Source organism: Streptomyces sp. UNOC14_S4 (assembly GCF_020740835.1).
Taxonomy (GTDB): Bacteria; Actinomycetota; Actinomycetes; order Streptomycetales; family Streptomycetaceae; genus Streptomyces.
This window is the reverse complement of sequence record NZ_JAINFC010000896.1, coordinates 1-1,523: the sequence shown is the minus strand read 5'-3', so window position 1 is coordinate 1,523 and position 1,523 is coordinate 1. Positions and strand designations below refer to the sequence as shown.

At 69.7% G+C, this 1,523-nt stretch carries 2 protein-coding genes; both read right to left on the bottom strand.

The window, feature by feature from the left end; genetic code table 11:
• Positions 1–488 precede the first annotated feature (488 nt).
• Entirely contained in the window at positions 489–905 is a 417-nt protein-coding gene (locus K6I34_RS36830) for a hypothetical protein (protein ID WP_229332368.1), read from the bottom strand.
• A 105-nt stretch (positions 906–1,010) separates the two neighbouring features.
• Entirely contained in the window at positions 1,011–1,508 is a 498-nt protein-coding gene (locus tag K6I34_RS36825) for a hypothetical protein (RefSeq protein ID WP_229332369.1), read from the bottom strand.
• Between the last annotated feature and the right edge of the window lie 15 nt (positions 1,509–1,523).

Here is a 1,523-nt window from a genome sequence, read left to right as displayed (position 1 = left end):
CGCCGGTTCTGAGATGGACGGGGGCCGCAGCCCGGGGCTCGTTCGTGGTGCGCAGCCGTTGGTCGAGCAGGTGGATCAGATCGGCGACGATCCAATCCGCCTCCTCGATCGTTACCGGGACGGGACCGTCAACATCGGCCGCTCACAACCCGGTTCGGAGGCCAGGAGGAGGTGTCGTGCCGGACGTTCGACTGGTCTCGTCGAGCGTGCCGAAGCCGGTGGCCAGCGGGATGCCCGTATGTCGAGGGTGCGTCGCGCATGCGGAGGCACAGCGGCTGATGCAGCGCTGGAGCAGTCGGCGCAGGCGGTAGAAGAGGTGGCGCGTCAGCCGGGCTGCAGGTCCGGCGGTCGTGGTGAAGCTGGGGAACATGTGAGGCGAGGGGGGGAATCTGTGCGGCAGGGACGAGCGGGTGGGGTGTCGGGCTCCGCGGTCTGCAGGACGACGTGCACGACGGTGTCGGCATCGCCTTCGCGGCTCCAGAGGGGTATCAGGCCGCTAGGCCGTAGTCATCACGGTGCACGAGCTGGTCTAGTGCGGTGAAGCGGTACCAATCTCCTTCGGTACACCCGCGCTTGGGCAGTTGCGGCAGCAGCTCGGCGGCCAGGGCGCGGAAGAACGCGACACAGTCGGGGCAGTGCCGCTCGACGTGGATCAGGTAGCGCGGGTGCGCGGTGGTGAAGGTGTGGGCGCCGCCATGGGGATTGCGGGTGCGCCACCCGTCCTGGCCGGTGGGGGTGTGCCAGGACGGCGCGACGACGGTCAGGTCGTCGCCGTGGAGGTCGCCATCCAGGCTGCCCCGGATGACCACGACGCGGTCGCCGGGGGCGAAGTGGTCGTGCCGGACCTGCCGGCGGGGAGTGATGGTGTCGGTGGCGTGGACGGGAAGGGGAGCGGAGTCGGGCATCAGCGGGTCCTCAGCGGGTGGAACGGTGGGAAGGGGGGCGCAAGTCGAGGGCCGCGCGGCGAATTCGATTTCTCGAACCGGCCATGGGGGGCTATGGCTGCTCGGCTACAGGTAGGGGTTCTCGGTCGGGCGGTCGGCATCGGTCGCCGCCTCGAGCAGCTCCGGCAGATCGGCGCCGTCGGCATCCCTCTGGTCGATCCACCACCCGGCCCGCGTGACAGTACGGACCTTCTCCTCGATCTCCGACCAGTCCGCGTCGTCGAGTTCGCCTTCGACTGCCAGAGCGGTGTACGCGGCGGTCACCAGCTGGTGCCGGCACCGCACGGCCCACCCCACCGCCTTGTCCGGTCCCTCCAGCGGCGGCATTTCATAGCGCTGCTCCCACTCGGTGGCCGCCTCCTGCTCTTCGGCGCGGCGGGCGGCGAGCCACTGCTTCGTGTCCGCAGGGTTGCTGTCGCGGGCGGCCTTCCAGCAGTCGGAGCAGTCGCGGGCCTCAAGCCAGCGGGCGAAGCCGGCGCGTCGGTCGGCAGCTCGATCGGACAGGTCATGGTCGACCTGGTGGCCGCACGTGTGGTCGATGGTCCAGTGAGTACGGACAGCCATGAAGTTCTCCAACTC

Bases quoted from the DNA above. Each gene is read 5' to 3' on its own strand.
- K6I34_RS36825 (WP_229332369.1), bottom strand. From the start codon at position 1,508: ATGGCTGTCCGTACTCACTGGACCATCGACCACACGTGCGGCCACCAG.
- K6I34_RS36830 (WP_229332368.1), bottom strand. From the start codon at position 905: ATGCCCGACTCCGCTCCCCTTCCCGTCCACGCCACCGACACCATCACT.